Here is a 17,946-nt window from a genome sequence, read left to right as displayed (position 1 = left end):
AATGAACTTCAGAACACAACAGGCCGCCAATAAGCGTAAAACAGTTGGTCTGCTTGTCGGCATGGCCGTGCTTGTCTGGCTCGTTGTCTATGCAGCTCTAACTTATTTCGGAACATCTTCAGCGGGCATCGTTCCAATTGCAGTTGGAATAGCGCTGATTTCAGTATGGGGTTCGTACTATGGCGCCGACAAGTTAGTAATAACAATGACTGGGGCTAAGTTAATTCAAGAGTCAGATAATCCAAAACTATTTAACTTAATTCAAGAGGTAACAATCGCAAGTGGTTTACCTATGCCTAAAGTAGCAATAGTGGTGGATAGTGCTCCTAATGCCTTTGCAACTGGGAGAAATCCTGAGCATGCACTCATCGCATTCACTACTGGAATTTTGGAGGCGATGGATCGAGATCAACTTCAAGGCGTCATCGCCCACGAGCTGGCTCATGTTGCCAATCGAGATACTTTGGTATCTGCCGTGGCTGCGACAACTGCTGGCGCGATTGCGATTTTGAGTGACATGATGACTCGAATGATGTGGTTTGGTGGAGGACGTCGGGATCGAGACAGTAATGGAAATCCAATTCTTTTAATCATTTCACTTCTAATTCTCATTCTCGCTCCACTTGCCGCCATACTTTTAAAATCAGCAATTTCGCGCAAACGTGAATCACTCGCCGATGCAACGGCAGTTGCCTTCACCCGCAATCCCGCTGGTCTGCGAAGTGCGCTAGAAGTACTTGCATCGGATTCAACTGTCGTGCGCCAGAAATCAACATCAGTTGCGCACATTTGGATTGAGTCACCATTGGATGGGAAGGCAGTTTCCAAGTTATTCTCTACCCATCCGCCAATCGCTGAACGGATTGCAGTTCTCAAAGCCATGGAGGCGTTGAGCTAAAAAAGCAGGTTAAGCCTTAGCATTTGGAAAAAACAAGGTAAAAGTAGCGCCTTCACCTGGTTTTGATGTGACGCTGACTTTTCCGCCATGGGCGGCCATTACGGCGTCAACAATTGATAAACCAAGCCCGCTACCTTCGTTTCTATTTCTCTGTCGTGATGGGTCTGCACGGAAAAAACGCTCAAAAATTCTTTTCTGGTCGGCTTCACTTAAACCGGGGCCATTATCGGCAACACTCAGATATGCACCATCATCATCGGCGCGAGCAATGACAGTTATCGCCGTGCCCTCTGGGGTATGAATTCGTGCATTAGCAAGGAGATTGGTTATCACTTGGTAAATACGATCAGAGTCACCGAGTGTGTATAGCTCACTTGGAATATCGACATCTATTGGATGAGATGGACCGGCGGCTCTCGCTGAAGCAACTGTCTCTTCAATGACATGAACGAGATCAACGGGTTTAAACTCCATCTGACGCGATTGATCTATGCGAGCAAGTAGCAATAGATCTTCAACTAATGCACCCATACGAATTGATTCTTTTTCAATGCGACTGATGAGCTCTTTAGTTTTTTCGCCTTCTGGAACCGCGCCTTGTCTATGAAGTTCGGCAAAACCTCGAATCGCAGTTAAAGGCGTACGAAGCTCGTGACTGGCATCGGCTACGAAACGTCGAAGCTTGTCCTCGCTTTCAGTTCGGATCGCAAATGACTCTTCAATCCGTCCAAGCATTGTATTTAAGGAGGTACTCAAGCGACCTACCTCAGTATCGGGTTCGAAGTTATCAAGGCGAGCAGAGAGATCTCCCGCCGCAATCTTTTCAGCGGTCAACTCAACGGCCTCAAGGGGTTTCATACTTAATTTGATTACTTGGCGAGCTGCAAATCCAATGAGGAACAAAACTATAAAACCTATAAATAGAAAAACCCGACCAATTCGATTGGCCGTTCTCTCGAAATCACTGAGGGATTGTGCAACTACAACAGAGCCCATTGCAGATGGAAGCACACGGGTTACAACTCGAAAATCAGCTCCAGGCGCTTCAACGGTAAAGGGTTTACTTCCAAAAGTTGCGACCTGGCTGGGAATCATCCCTTTTAGATAATCGGCTATTCGATTGGTATTTAAATCTCCACCAATTCCGCCAATAAGATTTCCAAAGGGATCCAAAACAGTGACAGAGATAGATGTTGGTACTCGATTCAAAGGCGTCATAGGAGCTGCAGCTCTCATTGGCATATGTTCATCATCTTCGGAGTGTTTAGGGTTTACCTCGTCATCATTAACGATTCCAGCAGCATTTACGCGGTTGGTTGTTCCACCAATTACGCTATTGAGTTGTTCATCTACCTGACTCATTAAGTAACTACGTAGCAGAAATTGCGATGTTAAACCAGCGCCAATAAATCCGATTGCAGAAAGAAGCAAGACGCCAACGGTTAAACGGTTACGTAGTGACCAGTTACGAATCGGAGAGTTCATTACTTACTTTGGCGGCATCCGTAAACGATAACCAACACCTCGTACAGTGTGAATCAGCGGAGGATCAAAAGCATCGATTTTCTTTCGTAGATATGAAATATATGTTTCTACGATTCCTGCATCTCCACGAAAATCGTACTGCCATACGTGATCTAAAATCTGAGATTTAGAAACTACACGATCAGCATTAATAATTAAATAGCGAATTAATGCAAACTCAGTGGGTGATAGATCAAGTAAGTTGCCAGCACGGCGAACCTCATGCGTTGCCTCATCTAACTCAAGATCTGCAAAGCGCATCTTCTCATCATCAATTTCAATCTCTGTTATACCGGTGCGACGCAGAAGTGCACGAAGACGTGCAACTAACTCTTCAAGTGAAAAAGGTTTAGTCATGTAATCATCGCCACCAAGAGTTAAACCCTTTACTTTATCCTCCATGCCATCTTTTGCCGTGAGAAAAAGTACGCCCGTACTCACGCCCTCATTGCGAATCGCTTTACAGACTGCAAATCCATCTAGATCTGGCAACATGACATCTAAAACCATCGCATGCGGCTTAAACTCCTCAGCAATCGCCAGAGCTTGAGCACCATTTGCGGCGGTGCGGACATCAAAGCCGACAAAGCGAAGGCTGGTTGAGATGAGTTCGCTAATACTTGATTCATCATCGACAACGAGAATTCGTTGCATGGTCTTTTCAGCGGTTGTAGTCATGGCTACAGAGTGCCCCTAAAAACTGTGAGTTTCCTGAGATTCAGCGTATAACTAGGCCTGGGTTTGAGCTGTACCTACTCTTTGACCGAGCGCAAAAGAACTTGGGCAACGTCTAGGACCTCAACATCGGAGCCTCGGGCCGTGATTCCATCGCTAGTCATCACACGACAGAAGGGACAGGCCACGGCTAACTCTTTTGCCCCGGTCGCTATCGCTTCATCGACACGGTTGAGGTTGATCTGGCTCCCCAACTTCTCCTCCATCCACATACGGCCACCACCAGCACCACAGCAGAATGAGCGCTCTTTGTTGCGTGGCATCTCAGAGATTTCAACGCCAGTTGCTTCCAGTAGTTCGCGGGGAGGTTGATAAATTTCATTGTGACGGCCCAAGTAGCAAGGGTCGTGATAAGTCATCGCAGTGTGGCTCATTTTAATTGGTAACAACTTTTTCTCGCGCAGAAGTTGATTGAGTAGCTGCGTGTGGTGAAGCATCTCCAACTCAAAACCGCTTTGTGCATAATCGCGACCAATAGTTGTGAAGCAGTGCGGACAAGTAACAACGACCCTCTTTGTTCCCTTACTACGTCCAGCAAAGACCTCTTTAAATGTTTCGATATTTTCCGCAGCCAAGATCTGATAGAGAAATTCATTGCCAGCTCGACGTGCAGGATCACCAGTACACGTCTCTTTTTTGCCAAGGACTGCAAAGTTAACTCCGGCCATGTAAAGAAGTTCTGCAACTGCTTTAGTAGTTTTCTTTGCACGTTCGTCATAAGCCCCTGCACAACCCACCCAAAATAAATACTCAACTTCATCGGGCAACGTACCTTCAACGACTCGAATTGGAAAATCACATTCGGCGATCCATGCCTCACGATCATTTTTATTTGCACCCCAAGGATTACCGGTTTGTTCTAAGTTTCGGAAAGTTCCACCGAGCTCACTTGGAAAGTTTGATTCAACTAATACTTGGAAGCGGCGCATATTAACAATGTGATCAATGTGTTCAATATCAACAGGACATTCATTAACGCAAGCACCGCAGGTTGTGCAAGACCACAAAACATCAAGTGAAATAGGTGCACCTTCGCCTGCCATCGCCTCATTTTCAACTGTTTTAGCAAAGGCATGATCGCGCATTGCCATGATTAAAAGCTTTGGAGAAAGCGGTTTTTCAGTGTGCCAGGCTGGGCATTGAGACTGACAACGGCCACACTCCGTGCACGAAGTCATGTCCAACAGACCCTTCCACGTTATATCGGCACGGGTACCAAGTCCAAAGACATCGTCATCTTTTGGATCTTCAAAATTAATAACCTCACCATGTGACAACATCGCAGGTAGTGGACCAAGTGAAGATTTGCCATCGGCATTGCGTCGAAAAAAGATATTAAATGGTGCTAAGAATCGATGCCATGCAACACCCATTGTTAAGTTGCTAGCGATAACAATAAACCAAGCCATCGACACAACAATTTTTATCATTGCAATCAGCTGCACCGCTGAAGTGAGTTGACCCAATGTCCATGACTTCAGCATTGAGGCTAAAAACCACGTTGTCACATAATGTCGGTTCCAATCAACCTCATCAGATAAAGCACCCTCTAAGCCACGCAATGCAATTACACAAAAAACGATTACAAGAATCGTTGCCTCTACGTAATAACCCTTGAGCATTCCTGAACCATAAAAACGAGATGTCCGATCTTTCTTTGTAATTCGCGTGAATTGACGAATGCCGATCAACACGAGAATTCCAACACCTGTTGCCCATGCAATTAGCTCAGTAAAGTATTCATATATCCATAAATGGCCGATGATTGGCAGTGCAAACTCCGGAGTAATTAATTGTCCATAAGCGGTAATCAGTGTTCCAAACAAAACAACAAAGCCAATCATGACGAACCAGTGGGCAAAACCCACAACCGTGAAGTTAAACATCTTGGTGTGACCAAAAATCTCTCCAAATGCCATGCGCAAGCGCCTGCCACGATCATTGCTTCTCGTTGGGTCGGGCTGACCTTTCTTATAAATTCCAATTAATTGCCGAGTCCGAACCCCCATGAGGGCAAGGCCTATAACCGTTATTCCGTAAGCGACAAATTGGTAGACAAATAGATGGGACATGTTGGATAGAATAGTCCAATAAACTAGTAAATTTCGGGCTCACCAGTGTTAGGGAAACTAAAAATGGATCTCCTTAATCAAGATTGGGAAGTTAGGTCGCTAGATGACCTAGATCCATCTGGATTGCAACTGGTCTCTGATTTCTTTAACGAACATTTCCCAGGAGTTTTCTATCCAAAATGCACTCCAGAATTATTTACCTGGAAGCTGGGTTCAGGTAATCCGGCTGGGAAAGGATTTCTAACAGTCGCCATGAGTAATGGGTTGGTAGTAGGCACAGCCTCAGGAACACGGAAAATTCTTATTGAAAATGACAAATTAATAGAAGCTATTGAAATTGGCGACACATTCACCCACCCTAATTTCCGCAAAAACGGTAAATGCATTTCACCTCGACCTCCTGGTACAGATACGGACAAATATTATACAGTTAGTATATTTGGAAGACTAGTTAGTGAAACAATTGCTCGTGCGAAATTGAATGGCGTTCATTTTATTTATGGCACGCCTAATGAAAACTCGAAACCTCCATATCTTAAACGACTGAAATTCAAGGAAATTGACAAGGGCAATATATATTCAAAAGTAATATTGACTCCAGAGTTTGCACCACTAAAGAGAATCCGTTGGATATTAAATATATCTCAATCTATAGTTCAAATATATACTCGCGGACTTAGCTACTTAATACTCGGAAAGAATTCACTATATGAGATATCTAATTTCGAATTCTTAGAAAATTACAATAAAGGAATTTACGTCACTGAACATAATCCGAATAAAATATACCTGGTGAATAATTATCAAGTTCTCTACCATCGATACGTTCTGCATCCTAATCAGAAATATCGATTCTTTCAGGTGACTGTCAAAGGGGCTAAAAGAGGAGTTTTCATTTCTACCGAGGTCCTTAGATCATCCGGAGTAAGTAGTTTTGTAGTCTCTGACTGGCTTTTCTCTGATGAAAAAATCCAAAGGAGCCTTTCTCTATTTATCTCAAAATTGCGCTCATACAATCGAAACACCGAAACTATTTCTTTTTGGGAGCATGGGCGGCCCGCCAACGTAAAACAACTATCACTAGGCATTTTTCCTCGGAAAAGGGTTTCAGTAATCAGCAAAGATTTTAGAAATTCCGATTCTGATAATGCATCAGAGTTTGGGGATTTTCACATTGGTTGGAGTGACAATGGCTAATCCAAAGTGAATCCAGGGCAAATGCTAAGACGCAAGATTCTCAACCTTGCAAAGCGGATAATAGGATGTGCGTATTTGCTCATAGGTGCACCAGGGCACAAGTCAAGAATTATCGCTTTTGTTTTCCACGAGGTTGGCGATACCCCAAGAGGACATGCACGATTAACAAATACTTATTCAAGTAACAAGAATTTCAAGAAGCAGATTGCCTTATTGACTGCCAATTTTAAGTTGATTGACCCATTGGAAGACAAACTTTGGATTAGCAAGTCAGGATGTCTTATCACGTTTGATGATGGGTATAAAGGAGCGTTAGGGGCGGCAAAAACTTTGGAGGTATTAGGGATTCCATCTATCCATCTACTTAATCTTGAGACTATTTATGGACAATTCAACTCATCAGCATTGATACATTTTAGAGCCATCCAGTCAGCACAGGAAATCAAATGGTCTGAGTCGAAACCAAAAGTAATGAGAGAATTGTTATCAAAACTTTCCAATGTTGAATTGGAGAGTTTGAAGGATTTTTCTGGACCATATCTGAACGAAGAGGAGTTAAAGGAGCTAATTTCGTTAAACCGAGTATCCCTGGGAGATCATTTTCTGAATCACTGGTATGGCAATAGTCTTACCCAAGAGGAAATTAAAGAGAACCTCTATGTAAACGCAACAAATTTTCATGAAATACATAAAATGAAACCATATTTTGCCTCTCCTCACGGTCAAATGGATGATGAAAAAATAAAACTAATTATCGAAGAAGGTTATGAGTTGATTTTCTCAGGATCTACTTGGAGAAAAATTGGAAATGTACCGATTGTGCCGAGAATCGATATGAATAACTCGATTCGGTCAAAGGCTAGCCTTTTCGGGGCGATAGCGATTTTAATTTTAAGAAGTAAATTAAAGACTAAAACCTAGAGGTAAAATCTTGAAATTCTACAGGCGAAAAATGGCAAATTTGTTTGGCGAATTTGCCACGAATACGAGAAGATACGTTTCTCGACAAGATATTGAGTGCAAGTACCCAGCGAACCAGAAATGTCTTGCTGAGAATATTGCCCGAGAATAGAGTGCTTAGCAGCCGACCATTTTGCCTGGTTTTCGCGATTTCTATATAGGCCGAGTGCCAAGAATCGAACGCCTTTGGAACCTTACCCATTATTTTTATTGGTCGGGTTCTAAGTGCTGCCATATCCCTTGACAAAATTTCGGTATTTGAGTGCCATTGTCCGGTGTGAATTCTGTAAGCCATCAGAGATTTATTAGAAAATACAACGCGACCTCGATTTGCCAACTCGATAGTTAAATAGAGTCCGGCCGATGTTGATAGGTTTTCATCAAATCCACCGACCTCTCTTAAAATTGAAGTGCGAGTCATGCCAGTTGACTCTGTGCCGGCACCATAACCCTGCATTCTTAACCAGCGGTTAAGTAGCACCTTGGTATTCTTATGCAAAACAAGCCTGAAGTTAGTGATTCTATTTGTGTCGCTAAAAATCAGGTAGGGGCATATAACTAGAGATACATCGCTATTTTTTCTTAATACTTGAACTTGATCAAACAGTTTATTTTTTGACCAAATATCATCGGCATCAAGGAAAGCAACATATTCACCTGTCGCCTTTGCTATTCCTGAATTTCTGGTTCGACATTGACCAGCATTTCGATTCTTTATTAGAACCCAATTTCCTGGATTCTTTAGAATGAATTCCTCCACAACCTCGACACTACTGTCGGTAGAACCATCGTCAACAATGATTGCTTCCCAATCGGTAAAGCTCTGGTTCAATAGGGAAGATAAGGTTTTTTCAATCCACTTCTCCTTGTTATAGAGTGGAATGATTACCGAAACTGTTGGACTCATTTAGCAATTCCGTTTAGTTTTTTGTAGGAAAAAATTATTAATATTAAATAAGTAACCGCTATACCAATAGGCACACCTATTAAACCGGCCAATTTTACGCCAATTAGACTGAATATTGTCGAGAATGCAATTAATAGAAATGACAACTTTGCCACAACATTTTCCCGACCTTCAGCAACAAGTGCTGAGATTCTTATTTGAAAATAACCTCGAATTAGCTCTTGTGTTGAAAACCCTAGCAGCACGATAAATGGGACTAACCAATCTTTTCCAAGAACTACTACGATCAAAATTTGGGAAAAAGCGGCGAAAACTGAAGATATAAAAACTCCAATAATTAAACGTGCGAACCAAGATTTACCAATCAATTTGTAGGTACTCAATGAAAAGCTACTTTGTCCGCTGACAATCAATCGTGAAAATGCTTCTGGTAAAAAACGTAAGTAAGTCAAAAGACTTGTTCCGACTGCAAATTTTCCTAGAACTCCAAGTGGTAGAAACCATGCAATGACAATTCGATCAATTCTGTCGGCAAAACCACTTGCGATGCCGACAATATGGAATGGGGTTGAAGTTTTGATTAGAAGGCCAATTTCTTTCCAGGAAGGCGTAATACTTGCATTGGTGTGAACCAGTAGAATAAGAGCAGAGGAAACAACTGAAGTGATGTAAGAAATAATCAATGAGGTAAACAACGAAGCGGCAATACTTACTTGGTTTGAAAGAGAAAATAGAAAAAATACAGAAATTTGAATGACAATGGTTAGTAGATCAAGGATGGATGCAATCTTAAATAATCCATACGCAATTAAGCCTTGGTGAAAGTTAAAATCCAAAGCTCCAAGAAAAGCATAGATAGCTGCTAAATACAGAAGAGTCGTTGGAATCGAAACATTCGAAGCCGAGTACAGAAGAAGTACGCCTATAGAAAATCCTGAAACTAAGAAGGCCAGAATCAGATTTGTGTATAAGTAAGCGGAGAGTGAAATAAATTCAGGGTTTGAAACAGTGAATTTGCGAAAGGTCAATCCAATTCCAGAAGTGAGTGCGACCATCACAATCACAATGACAACAAGCATCAAGGTGACAAGAGATCGCTTTTCTATACCCAGCGATTTACTGTAATAAAGCGAGAATACGAGAGCTAACAAAGACGAGATTCCACGGGTCAGGAGAAAGCCATTCTTTATCTTCCGGCTTATTAAATGTGGCATTGCCCCGACCCCCCTAAAAATCACCCGATACCCACGGAGAATTGAAAATGAACAGTGAAGCAACTTCACAAGAATAGTGGCGACCACCGAAAGCCCAGCCCAGCCAGAAGGGGAATAAACCCATCACCCTCTAGGTTTACATAAGTAACAAACCTGAGTCGCTTCAACTCAACCTTTTGAGTAGGATGGACTCAAGTTTAAAGCAGGCCTCGACCCTATCCCAGGCTCGAGCGAGATAAAAGGAGCGTTATAAATGGCTAGAGCAGTTGGAATCGACCTCGGAACGACAAATAGTTGCGTATCGGTCCTAGAGGGTGGCGAACCTACCGTTATCGCCAATGCTGAAGGCGCCCGAACGACACCGTCGATTGTGGCCTTCGCAAAAAATGGCGAGGTCCTCGTCGGTGAGGTGGCTAAGCGCCAATCGGTGACTAACGTCGATCGCACGATCCGCTCAGTGAAGCGTCACATGGGTACTAACTGGTCAATTGATATCGATGGCAAAAAGTACACAGCACAAGAGATTTCAGCCCGCGTATTGCAGAAGCTAAAGCGTGATGCTGAATCGTACTTAGGTGAAACTGTGACAGATGCGGTTATTACCGTGCCTGCATATTTTAATGATGCACAGCGCCAGGCAACAAAAGAGGCCGGTGAAATTGCAGGCCTCAACGTTTTGCGCATCATCAACGAGCCAACAGCTGCAGCGCTCGCATATGGTTTAGATAAAGCCGAACAAGAGCAGACGATTCTTGTCTTTGACTTAGGTGGCGGAACTTTCGACGTATCACTTCTTGAAATCGGAGACGGCGTTGTTGAAGTCAAGGCAACCAATGGCGATAACCACTTAGGTGGAGATGACTGGGATCAAGCTCTCGTTGACTTCTTAGTACAAAACTTTGGTTCACAAAACGGAATTGATTTAACTAAAGACAAGATGGCGATGCAACGTATTCGTGAAGCTGCAGAGAAAGCAAAGATCGAACTTTCGTCCTCACAATCTGCATCGATTAACCTTCCATATATCACCGTTGATGCTGGGAAAAATCCACTGTTCATGGATGAGACCATTACGCGCGCACAGTTCCAACAGTTAACAGGATCATTACTTGATCGTTGCAAGAAGCCATTCCAGGCAGTATTAAAAGATGCCGGAATTCCAATTAGCAAGATTCAAAGTGTTGTACTTGTTGGTGGATCAACTCGTATGCCAGCAGTTGTTGAACTTGTAAAAGAGCTGACTGGCGGAAAAGAGCCAAATAAGGGTGTAAACCCTGATGAGGTCGTAGCCGTTGGAGCCTCTTTACAAGCCGGTGTATTAAAGGGTGAAGTTAAGGATGTTCTACTCCTTGATGTAACACCACTATCTCTCGGTATCGAAACTAAGGGCGGAGTAATGACTCGATTGATCGAGCGCAATACAACGATTCCTACAAAGCGCAGTGAAGTATTTACAACTGCCGATGATAATCAGCCAGCGGTACAGATTCAGGCCTATCAGGGTGAGCGCGAAATGGCGGCTTATAACAAGAAATTGGGCATGTTCGAACTCACTGGTCTGCCACCTGCCCCACGTGGAGTCCCACAGATCGAAGTTACTTTTGACATCGATGCCAACGGGATCGTTCACGTATCGGCTAAGGATCTTGGTACTGGTAAAGAGCAGAGCATGACTATTACTGGTGGCTCAGCGCTTTCAAAAGATGAGATCTCACGCATGATGGAGGATGCCGAATCACATGCTGAAGAAGATCGTCAGCGCAAAGAAGAGGCTGAAATCCGCAACGCTGGTGACTCACTTCTTTACTCAACTCAGAAGTTTATTAAAGATAATGAGGAAAAACTCAGCGAAGGCGATGCACTCGAAAAGAAGACTGAGACAGAGGCAGCTCTTACCGAACTGCAGACCGCTCTCGGTGGTTCTAACTTCGAAATGATCAAGAGTGCAACTGAAAAAGTTGCAACTGTTAGTCAAGCTCTAGGTGCAGCCCTTTATGCCGGTGCCGCAGCAGCTGGTGCTTCTGAGAGTGAAAGCGCAGCGCATGAAGATGGCGTTGAAGATGCTGAGGTAATTGACGAAGAGCCAGCTAAATGAGACACAAAAGTGTCGAGTTTTGGAATTGGTGTATGTAAGTGACAACAGAGAGCGAAATAACGCAACCTGTAGATCAAGTAGATGAAATAGTTGAAGATGTAACACCGGATCAAGTAACTGATCCGGTGGTTACTCTCACCTATGATTTACAACGGCTCCAAGCAGAGTATGCCAACTATCGAAAGCGAGTTGAGCGTGATCGTTCATTAGCGCATGAAATGGCAATCGGTGCGGTACTTACCGAGCTCTTGGCCTTGCTCGATGATGTTGATCGCGCAGAACAACATGGTGAACTCACGGGTGGATTTAAAGCCGTTGCCGATCAACTTAATGCGATCACAGCACGCATAGGTCTTGAAAAATACGGTACCGAAGGTGAAGTCTTTGACCCACAGATTCACGAAGCGCTCATGCACGATACATCAGCAGATGTTGCTGTTGCGACCGCTTCAAAGATTTTGCAGCCTGGCTATAAATACAAAGAGCGAATTCTGCGCCCCGCCCGTGTCTCTGTAACCGATCCAACCGGAGAGTAATTATTCATGGCCGCCAAAGACCTATATGAAAAGGACTTTTATAAGGTTCTCGGAGTAGATAAGAAAGCTGGCGCCGATGAAATCAAGAAAAAATATCGCTCGCTAGCGCGAGAGCTTCACCCCGATAAAAACAAGGGCGACGCCGTAAAGGAAGAGAAGTTCAAGGGCATATCTGAGGCCTATGAGATCTTGTCAGATGCTAAAAAACGGGCCGAATATGACGAAGCGCGCTCGCTCTATGAGCGCGGCGGATTCCGCGCGCCGATGGGCGGGGGACAAGGCCAGCAAGGTGGAGATTTCAACGATATCTTCGGCGGCGGAAATCCACAGGATATCTTCGCTAATTTGTTCGGCGGTGGTCGCCGCGGTCCACGTAAGGGTCAGGATTTACAGACCGAAGCGACGATTACATTTCGTGAATCGATTTTTGGCACAACGTTGGATCTGCGCTTAGCAACCGATCGCGGAGCGACACAAAACATCACGGCACGTGTGCCGGCGGGAGTTAACGATGGCGCCAAGATTCGAGTCAAAGGCAAAGGAGCTGAGGGCGAAGCTGGTCCGGGTGACTTATTTATTCTCTTGCACGTAAAACCTCATGCAATATTTGCACGAAAAGGCGAAAACTTAACTCTGACTTTACCGGTCACTTTTGCCGAAGCCGCACTTGGCGCTGATATAAAAGTGCCGACGATGAGTGGTGACGATGTCACTGTTCGTATTGCACCAGGAACATCTAATGGTCGCACCCTTAGAGTTAAAGGTCGCGGAATAACCAAAGGCTCAACGACAGGAGATCTTCTCGTGTGCGTTGATGTTCAGGTTCCACAACGCGTTGATGGCAAAGCGCTAGAAGCGCTAAAAGTATTTGCTCAAGAGACGGCGCATCAAAATGTACGCGCCGATTTAATCGCTAAGGCAAAAGTATGAGCGAGAATACTAAAAATAATTCGCTAGACGATGACGCCGCCGTTTATGTGATATCTGTCGCCGCAGAAATCTCTGGTCTACATCCTCAAACTCTGCGCCAATATGATCGATTAGGTTTAGTTTCTCCAAATCGCACCGAGGGTCGCAACCGTCGATATTCACTGCGTGATATTGCATTACTTCGTGCGGTACAAAGATTAGTTGGCGAAGGCATTAATCACGCAGGGATAAAGAGAATTATTGATTTGGAGTCTGCGATGGCCAATATGGCGATTGAAGTTGCGCAGTTGCGTATTGAAGTCGATGCTTTAATAGATGCGAATCCACCTAAAGGCTTAATGCGTCGAAATCGCACCGAAGTAATCCTTTACAAAGACGAAAACTAAGCAGATTTTAAGTATTTTTCCAATGCCTCTCTGATAATCGAGGATGCAGTTTCCCCGCGGCGCTTAGCTTCTCTTTCAAGTGCAACTTTAAGTTTCTTTGGAACTCTTGCCTTAATTTCAGGAGAGTGTATTTTTGGACCGGTCAAAGAGGGCCGACCAATAATCACGCCGAGATCCTTTTTTAGTATTCTCTCTACATACGCGCTTGTTACGCGCTTTCCATTTCTATCAAGAATTATTTCATGCTCTAAATCAACGTAGCGAGACCTCGCCGACGACTTTATATTAGGTTTAGCTTTGGCAACCATCTCATTTACCCCTTCTAAATCGATGCGGCATCACGTGTATAACTAGAATGCAATCTGACAAAACAAGAGCTTCGATCTCCAAAATCAAACCTCGATTATCAGGGCCAATCCAAATCAGTCGATCAGGATCACCTGAATCTCCATGGACTCGAATCGGTTGCATTGTCTCGATAACAAAGACCGCTCTGGCCTTACCTATTCGATGCTTGCGTGCCGATTGGGTGAAGTTTAGATTCATACCATTATATTATGAGCCACACAAAGAATCAAGAGAGTTTTATACTTTATATGTGGATAAAGATCAATAAACCCTCAAGCAGTTGAAAAAGCGGTCCTGCCTGACCATTTACCAAGAATTTGTTCGGCGGGTGTTTTCAAAACCGATTCTAGAATCGTGGCATATACATCTCTGAAATCCGTCGTCACTGCCAAATCTCCATCGACAAGCTTCGATAATGCTGGCTGGTCACCATAAAAACCGCCCTTAACCTTTTCACCTATTAGGAACATTGGCCCAGATGTCCCGTGATCGGTTCCTTGGGATGCATTGCCCTTTACTCTGCGACCAAACTCGCTGTAGACCATTACCGTGACGTCATTTAATCGTGAAGTTGATTTGAGCTGACTCATAAATCGAGTTAGAGATGAAGAGACCACACCGAGCAGTGCGGCCTGAGCGTTGGCCTCATTAGCATGTGTATCGAAACCTCCCAATGAGACTGACCAAACTTTAGTTGGCGATCCTGCAGCAATTAATTTCGCAACCACATCTAACTGTTGTGACAGATCACTTCCTCCACCTGCATTACCACCATTTACCGTTGGCAAGTCAACTGCGACTGGCGCCGGTGCTTTTAATATCGGTTGTATTGCCGTTGAAACCGAAAAGAGATTTCGCATTGAGGTTGCCGCCGCTGCCATTAACTTTGAATCAGTTGGTGCAGGTTTTGAAAGTTTAATACATTGAGAGGCAAAAGCACCCTTTGGTATTACTAATCCACCCAACGGTAGCGCTGATCCGGAAATCTTTGTTCCGGAAAGCATTGGCGGCAGCACAGATCCTAAAGAGATTGCGAGCATTGGATCTTCGGGTTGAGAATCTAACCAACGGCCTAACCAGCCACTATTAACCGCCTTGCCGGGAGATGCAGTCTGCCACTTTGCCATAGATGAAAAATGTGAGCGATCAGATTTTGGATAGCCAACTCCGCGAACAATAGCTACCTTATTTTGATCCCACAGGTTTTTTATTCCTGTCATTGACGGATTTAGAGCTAGTTCGGAATCAAGTGGCAACATTGTTTCTGCCTGATAAGAAATATCTGGTCTCGAAGAAAAATAGATTGGATCTTTATAAGGAATAACAGTATTTAGACCATCGTTTCCACCGTACAAAGTTACAACGACGACAATTGGTGTACCGGCTGCGAGAGGGCGGTCAATTGCCGCCTCAGCGATTTCATCAAAGGTTAAAAAATTCGCGGTGACTCCCACTGCAACTGCGCCAGTAGTTAATTTTAGAAACCTGCGTCGCGAAATCGTATCCATCACTGCTCCTAAGCACTCACTATGTATTCAGGACTGCATAAAGCCAGGAGGGCAAACTGAACTGGATCATCGAGTGCGCTCCGTAGAGCAGATTGAGTTCGAGAGCTCCATTCAGGTACACCTAACCAGTCGGCACTTCCTCGAACTCTTAACTCCCGAGGAATCGCAGTAAGTGCGGTTAAACCACTCTGTTTGACAAGCCAGGAGGCAAATGCCAATCGATATTGAGAAGTGGCCGAGGATAACCAAGCCTCACCCGCTGGCCAACCACCCACGTTTGGTGGTTTAAATGGAACTTGACCTAATTTATCTAAAAAACCATTTAATTGAGCGGGCGTTTGTAGTTGAGATGGAGTTAATTCGAGTGCACGACAAGCAGAGATAAACCATTCAACGGGAGATTTAACCAGCGAATTTTTAGGATCTCGCATTGCAGAATCTGCCGCCATTGCCTGAACGGCGGCCGTGATATTTCGCCCCGCGAATGCTTCTTTTGCTGAGAAGTCTGCTGGCATAACTTCGGTGCTAGAAATAAATCGATACCACAACCGCTCTGAAATAAATATTGCACAATCATCTCGAGCTACTAGGAAATCACTAAGTGTGTCGCCGGTAAATACACCAGTTTTACCTAACAAAGTTACGGGATTTGTATCCCGGCGATTTTGATTAATTGTTACAGTTCCATTACTGCGTACAACTTGATATCCAGTGAGCACACGCGATATCGCTTTGACATCATCTTCGGTATATCGATTTACTCCGAGAACAAATAGCTCCATAAGTTCGCGGCCTAAGTTTTCATTAGGGGCTTTAACGGTGTTGTCCTGACCGTCTAACCAAAACTGTAATGCACCATCATTGAGCATCGCCTTAACCATCGCATTAAAATCGCCAAGTGCATGTGTTCGAAAGACTTTATTTTGTTTGAACATCGGTAAGGGAAAATTCAATTTTTCAATGGAAGTCGCCCAATGTCCATGCCAAAACCAGACCATGCGCTCAAGCAGGCCATGTTCATTCAATGCCATTAAATCCAACCACCATAAACTCATCGCTTGAGCCTGACTTCGCATCGCGATTGCAAATGGAACAACCTCTGGGGAGTTTGCTGCCGGATACCTTCCTAGATCAATAATTTCGGGTTCAATCACGGGTAAGAGATTGGTTGTGGTGTCTGGAATAGTTGTTAATCGAACCCGTACAGTCGCTACACCATCTTTTAACGCCTGCGCATATTCGCCCGGACGGGGACCAAAACCAAAGCGGTCAAATAATCGCGATGTCTCAAGACGCCGTGCATCCATGGGGTGACTTTAGGGGCAAAACATTACGTTTTAACTTGATGTAGATGAACCCACAAAGAACTCACAAGGTTTTGCTACGAGATAGTAGGCTCGCCCGCATGAGTTCACGCGAGGCGTTAAGAGATCAGATTGTAAAAAAAGCCGTGGTGCATGGCAAAGTCATCCTCTCCTCAGGTAAAGAGGCTGACTACTACGTAGATCTTCGCCGCGTCACCCTTGATCACGAAGCCGCACCCTTAGTTGGCGAGGTGATGTTAGAGCTCACAAAGGATTTGAATTACGAGGCCGTCGGAGGATTAACACTTGGAGCCGATCCCGTTGCAACGGCGATGATGCATGTTGCTGCCCAGCAAGGAAAGAGGATTGACGCTTTTGTTGTTCGTAAAGCGGAGAAGGCCCATGGCTTACAACGTCGAATTGAAGGTCCTGATGTAAAGGGAAAGCGCGTATTGGCCGTGGAAGATACATCAACAACCGGTGGATCAGTTTTAATGGCGGTCGATGCCCTCCTTGAAGCCGGTGCAATCGTTGTTGGTGTCGCAGTAATTGTCGAACGCGGCGCGGCACCAAAGATTAAAGCAGCGGGATACGAATACCGCGCAGCTTTTCAGTTAGAGGATTTGGGTCTTTAATACATTACTTGTGATGTTTGCGTGTCTGCCACTCACGAAATATTTCAATAAATACCGGAATTAAACTTAAAAATATAATTAAGCCGATGACTGGCAATAAATAAGCATCTACCGAACCTTCGAGTTTTTCTCCAAGCACGAAACCAAGGCCAATGACTCCCTGTGTCCAAATCACCGCACCGAGCGCATTATATAAAAAGAATTTTCTCTTAGCAACACCAATAACGCCACACATTGGATTAATTAATGTCCGGACAAATGGAACAAATCGAGCGAAGATAAGCGCTTTACCTATCCCGTACTTGCGAATCCATTTTTCAGTAGTAATAACTTTTTGGTGATTAAAGAATCGGCCGTCTGGGCGATCAAAAAATTTACGACCGTATTTTTCACCAAAGAAATAACCTACTAGGCCGCCAACGGTTGCCGCAAAGGGAGCGCCAACAAAAAGTGCAACCGCAGATAGTTGCGCATTTCCCAAGATTGCCGCCCCCGAACCCGACGCCGCAATTCCGGCGATAAATAGGAGCGAGTCGCCAGGAAAGGCCAGACCGACAAGTAGCCCAGTTTCAGCGAAGATAATTGCGAGGACTCCAGCTAATCCAAGATCGGCGACAATCGAGTGTGCATCAAAGAGATTCATTGAACTCAGGCTACCTCACGACGGAGGAGAGGCCAAAAACTAGTTATGAAATTG

Annotated in this window: 18 protein-coding genes; 8 read left to right on the top strand and 10 right to left on the bottom strand. The window is 44.4% G+C overall.

What is annotated here, in order from left to right; genetic code table 11:
- Position 1 precedes the first annotated feature (1 nt).
- The gene (locus Q8K48_07210; GenBank protein ID MDP1852187.1) at positions 2–898 is read left to right on the top strand and encodes a M48 family metalloprotease; all 897 of its coding nucleotides are present in this window, start codon (positions 2–4) and stop codon (positions 896–898) included.
- A gap of 9 nt (positions 899–907) precedes the next feature.
- Here Q8K48_07210 and Q8K48_07205 read toward each other — a convergent pair whose 3' ends face one another.
- The 3 genes from Q8K48_07205 to Q8K48_07195 all read right to left on the bottom strand — a co-directional run bounded on the left by Q8K48_07205 (position 908) and on the right by Q8K48_07195 (position 5,229).
- Positions 908–2,383, bottom strand: coding sequence for a HAMP domain-containing sensor histidine kinase (locus tag Q8K48_07205; protein MDP1852186.1), 1,476 nt, complete (start codon positions 2,381–2,383; stop codon positions 908–910).
- 3 nt (positions 2,384–2,386) lie between these two features.
- On the bottom strand, positions 2,387–3,100 hold the full coding sequence (locus tag Q8K48_07200) for a response regulator transcription factor (GenBank protein MDP1852185.1): 714 nt from the start codon (positions 3,098–3,100) through the stop codon (positions 2,387–2,389).
- Between the two features lie 74 nt (positions 3,101–3,174).
- Complete coding sequence (locus tag Q8K48_07195) at positions 3,175–5,229, bottom strand: (Fe-S)-binding protein (protein ID MDP1852184.1); 2,055 nt, start codon at positions 5,227–5,229, stop codon at positions 3,175–3,177.
- Positions 5,230–5,292: 63 nt separating this feature from the next.
- Between Q8K48_07195 and Q8K48_07190 the strand changes: the two genes are divergently transcribed.
- Together Q8K48_07190 and Q8K48_07185 are read left to right on the top strand one after the other, a co-directional pair.
- Positions 5,293–6,426: a hypothetical protein gene (locus Q8K48_07190; protein ID MDP1852183.1), complete on the top strand. Its 1,134-nt coding sequence runs from the start codon at positions 5,293–5,295 to the stop codon at positions 6,424–6,426.
- A gap of 6 nt (positions 6,427–6,432) precedes the next feature.
- The gene (locus Q8K48_07185) at positions 6,433–7,347 is read left to right on the top strand and encodes a hypothetical protein (protein ID MDP1852182.1); all 915 of its coding nucleotides are present in this window, start codon (positions 6,433–6,435) and stop codon (positions 7,345–7,347) included.
- On the opposite strand, the gene Q8K48_07180 is transcribed toward Q8K48_07185, so the two are convergent.
- Positions 7,337–8,293, bottom strand: a complete 957-nt coding sequence (locus Q8K48_07180; protein ID MDP1852181.1) for a glycosyltransferase family 2 protein — start codon at positions 8,291–8,293, stop codon at positions 7,337–7,339. The two genes, Q8K48_07185 and Q8K48_07180, sit on opposite strands and share 11 nt — an antisense overlap.
- Positions 8,290–9,507: a hypothetical protein gene (locus tag Q8K48_07175; protein MDP1852180.1), complete on the bottom strand. Its 1,218-nt coding sequence runs from the start codon at positions 9,505–9,507 to the stop codon at positions 8,290–8,292. The genes Q8K48_07180 and Q8K48_07175 overlap by 4 nt, the downstream gene beginning before the upstream one ends.
- Positions 9,508–9,760: 253 nt before the next feature.
- On the opposite strand from Q8K48_07175, the gene dnaK reads away from it, so the two are divergent.
- The 4 genes from dnaK to Q8K48_07155 are packed head-to-tail and all read left to right on the top strand — an operon-like array spanning position 9,761 to position 13,454.
- Positions 9,761–11,602, top strand: coding sequence for a molecular chaperone DnaK (gene dnaK / locus Q8K48_07170; protein MDP1852179.1), 1,842 nt, complete (start codon positions 9,761–9,763; stop codon positions 11,600–11,602).
- Between the two features lie 38 nt (positions 11,603–11,640).
- Positions 11,641–12,138, top strand: a complete 498-nt coding sequence (grpE, locus tag Q8K48_07165; protein ID MDP1852178.1) for a nucleotide exchange factor GrpE — start codon at positions 11,641–11,643, stop codon at positions 12,136–12,138.
- Between the two features lie 6 nt (positions 12,139–12,144).
- Positions 12,145–13,068, top strand: a complete 924-nt coding sequence (locus Q8K48_07160) for a DnaJ C-terminal domain-containing protein (protein MDP1852177.1) — start codon at positions 12,145–12,147, stop codon at positions 13,066–13,068.
- Positions 13,065–13,454: a helix-turn-helix transcriptional regulator gene (locus Q8K48_07155; GenBank protein ID MDP1852176.1), complete on the top strand. Its 390-nt coding sequence runs from the start codon at positions 13,065–13,067 to the stop codon at positions 13,452–13,454. Before Q8K48_07160 ends, Q8K48_07155 begins: the two co-directional genes overlap by 4 nt.
- Here Q8K48_07155 and Q8K48_07150 read toward each other — a convergent pair.
- The 4 genes from Q8K48_07150 to Q8K48_07135 form a co-directional block, all read right to left on the bottom strand.
- Positions 13,451–13,762, bottom strand: a complete 312-nt coding sequence (locus tag Q8K48_07150; GenBank protein MDP1852175.1) for a ribbon-helix-helix protein, CopG family — start codon at positions 13,760–13,762, stop codon at positions 13,451–13,453. The two genes, Q8K48_07155 and Q8K48_07150, sit on opposite strands and share 4 nt — an antisense overlap.
- Before the next feature lies 1 nt (position 13,763).
- On the bottom strand, positions 13,764–14,000 hold the full coding sequence (locus tag Q8K48_07145; GenBank protein MDP1852174.1) for a hypothetical protein: 237 nt from the start codon (positions 13,998–14,000) through the stop codon (positions 13,764–13,766).
- Positions 14,001–14,074: 74 nt separating this feature from the next.
- Positions 14,075–15,310 (bottom strand): DUF1501 domain-containing protein, encoded by a 1,236-nt coding sequence (locus tag Q8K48_07140; protein MDP1852173.1) that lies wholly within the window; start codon positions 15,308–15,310, stop codon positions 14,075–14,077.
- An 8-nt stretch (positions 15,311–15,318) separates the two neighbouring features.
- Positions 15,319–16,617 carry a DUF1800 family protein gene (locus Q8K48_07135; protein MDP1852172.1) on the bottom strand — a complete coding sequence of 433 codons (1,299 nt, stop codon included), beginning with the start codon at positions 16,615–16,617 and terminating at the stop codon, positions 15,319–15,321.
- A 98-nt stretch (positions 16,618–16,715) separates the two neighbouring features.
- On the opposite strand from Q8K48_07135, the gene pyrE reads away from it, so the two are divergent.
- Positions 16,716–17,249: an orotate phosphoribosyltransferase gene (pyrE, locus tag Q8K48_07130; GenBank protein ID MDP1852171.1), complete on the top strand. Its 534-nt coding sequence runs from the start codon at positions 16,716–16,718 to the stop codon at positions 17,247–17,249.
- Positions 17,250–17,253: 4 nt separating this feature from the next.
- Here pyrE and Q8K48_07125 read toward each other — a convergent pair whose 3' ends face one another.
- On the bottom strand, positions 17,254–17,892 hold the full coding sequence (locus tag Q8K48_07125) for a DedA family protein (protein ID MDP1852170.1): 639 nt from the start codon (positions 17,890–17,892) through the stop codon (positions 17,254–17,256).
- Between the last annotated feature and the right edge of the window lie 54 nt (positions 17,893–17,946).

The sequence above is a fragment of the Candidatus Planktophila sp. genome (assembly GCA_030681675.1).
In the GTDB taxonomy this organism is placed as follows: Bacteria; Actinomycetota; Actinomycetes; order Nanopelagicales; family Nanopelagicaceae; genus Planktophila.
The sequence above is the reverse complement of the archived record's forward strand: the minus strand, read 5'-3'. Positions and strand labels throughout refer to the sequence as shown.

Coding starts and splice junctions, on each gene's coding strand:
- Q8K48_07200 (MDP1852185.1), bottom strand. CDS start 3,100: ATGACTACAACCGCTGAAAAGACCATGCAACGAATTCTCGTTGTCGAT.
- Q8K48_07145 (MDP1852174.1), bottom strand. CDS start 14,000: ATGAATCTAAACTTCACCCAATCGGCACGCAAGCATCGAATAGGTAAG.
- Q8K48_07140 (MDP1852173.1), bottom strand. CDS start 15,310: ATGGATACGATTTCGCGACGCAGGTTTCTAAAATTAACTACTGGCGCA.
- Q8K48_07190 (MDP1852183.1), top strand. CDS start 5,293: ATGGATCTCCTTAATCAAGATTGGGAAGTTAGGTCGCTAGATGACCTA.
- Q8K48_07135 (MDP1852172.1), bottom strand. CDS start 16,617: ATGGATGCACGGCGTCTTGAGACATCGCGATTATTTGACCGCTTTGGT.
- Q8K48_07210 (MDP1852187.1), top strand. CDS start 2: ATGAACTTCAGAACACAACAGGCCGCCAATAAGCGTAAAACAGTTGGT.
- Q8K48_07125 (MDP1852170.1), bottom strand. CDS start 17,892: ATGAATCTCTTTGATGCACACTCGATTGTCGCCGATCTTGGATTAGCT.
- Q8K48_07205 (MDP1852186.1), bottom strand. CDS start 2,383: ATGAACTCTCCGATTCGTAACTGGTCACTACGTAACCGTTTAACCGTT.
- Q8K48_07155 (MDP1852176.1), top strand. CDS start 13,065: ATGAGCGAGAATACTAAAAATAATTCGCTAGACGATGACGCCGCCGTT.
- dnaK (MDP1852179.1), top strand. CDS start 9,761: ATGGCTAGAGCAGTTGGAATCGACCTCGGAACGACAAATAGTTGCGTA.
- Q8K48_07160 (MDP1852177.1), top strand. CDS start 12,145: ATGGCCGCCAAAGACCTATATGAAAAGGACTTTTATAAGGTTCTCGGA.
- Q8K48_07180 (MDP1852181.1), bottom strand. CDS start 8,293: ATGAGTCCAACAGTTTCGGTAATCATTCCACTCTATAACAAGGAGAAG.
- Q8K48_07195 (MDP1852184.1), bottom strand. CDS start 5,229: ATGTCCCATCTATTTGTCTACCAATTTGTCGCTTACGGAATAACGGTT.
- pyrE (MDP1852171.1), top strand. CDS start 16,716: ATGAGTTCACGCGAGGCGTTAAGAGATCAGATTGTAAAAAAAGCCGTG.
- Q8K48_07175 (MDP1852180.1), bottom strand. CDS start 9,507: ATGCCACATTTAATAAGCCGGAAGATAAAGAATGGCTTTCTCCTGACC.
- Q8K48_07150 (MDP1852175.1), bottom strand. CDS start 13,762: ATGGTTGCCAAAGCTAAACCTAATATAAAGTCGTCGGCGAGGTCTCGC.